Genomic DNA, 1,156 nt, shown 5'->3' on the forward strand with positions numbered 1-1,156 from the left:
TCGCAAATAACGGGTATTGTGGAAAAAGTGTAATTTTAGAAACCAAGAAAGAAAATGATTAATCCGACAAGTCCGCGTCCCTACTCCCGCAACTTGCGATAACCGTAACCGTTGGGCACAATTTTCACGCAACCTTTTTATTAAGTCATCATCTTACATATAAACAGACTATGAAAAAATTTGTAATTCTTCTTATTTCATTTATTGCTCTAAGTTGTAGTAGAGATGATGATAATTTGAATTCTATTGAATCGAATGTTGATTTCATGCCTATAGAAATTTATAACAATTCAAATACTTCAGAAGATCCAGATTTAAAACTCAAATTAATCACTGAAGAAATATTTCCTTGCATTAATTACAGCTTAATTACTAGTCAATCAATAGAAAAAAATGAACTCATAATTAGAATGGAAAAAATTTCAAGTCCAAGAATTTGTTTAACAGCTATAGGTCCAGCAACTTCATACATTGATTTACCAGAAAATATTAAGGAATTAACATTTATAAATGGCCAAACCATTGACAAATATTCAATTTCAATAAATCAAGAAATAATTTCCATAAATCGTATTGAAAGTAACTTCACGAAATTACTTTTTGATAATACTTTCCGATTTCCAGAAAATTCGTTTGCTTACGTAGGAGGTACTAACACAGATAACACAGAAATATATCAAGCTTTTTTAGAAGTGCTATTGGAGAATCCAAATTTTACTCAATTTAACTTCGAGGGACAAGGAAGAATACCATATCCGACTTATTCCGATGGTCATTGGGTAGACCAACCTTCAAAATATTTCAAATATACAGATTATGAAGAATTTGAAAATTTAGAATCAATTTTAAAAAATTTTTCGAATGAAAATATTGAAGAAAACTCCGGCATTTCGCTTTCAATTTATGGGTGGGATAATATAAGTTATCATAGTTGGCTGAGTAACTAGAAAACTATGCCCAACAGCGATTCATCTCAAATTACGGGTATTCTAGAAAAAGTGTAATTTTAGTAACCAAGAATTAAAATGGTTAATCCGACAAGTCCGCGTCCTTACTCCCGCAACTTGCGATAATCGCAGCCGTTACATGCAAGTGCTCCGAAACGATTTTAGCTACTAAAAACAATAAAAAAGTTAAGCTGAAAATTTTAAATTTC

General features: G+C 31.0%; 1 protein-coding gene. It reads left to right on the forward strand.

Annotation, left to right across the window (positions count from 1 at the left end):
• Positions 1-170: 170 nt before the first annotated feature.
• A complete protein-coding gene (locus ACSHZO_RS15865) occupies positions 171-947 on the forward strand; it encodes a hypothetical protein (RefSeq protein ID WP_298248430.1) in 777 nt (258 codons plus the stop codon).
• Positions 948-1,156: the final 209 nt, after the last annotated feature.

This window comes from Christiangramia sp. 3-2217-3z (genome assembly GCF_051195275.1).
GTDB lineage: Bacteria > Bacteroidota > Bacteroidia > Flavobacteriales > Flavobacteriaceae > Christiangramia > Christiangramia marina.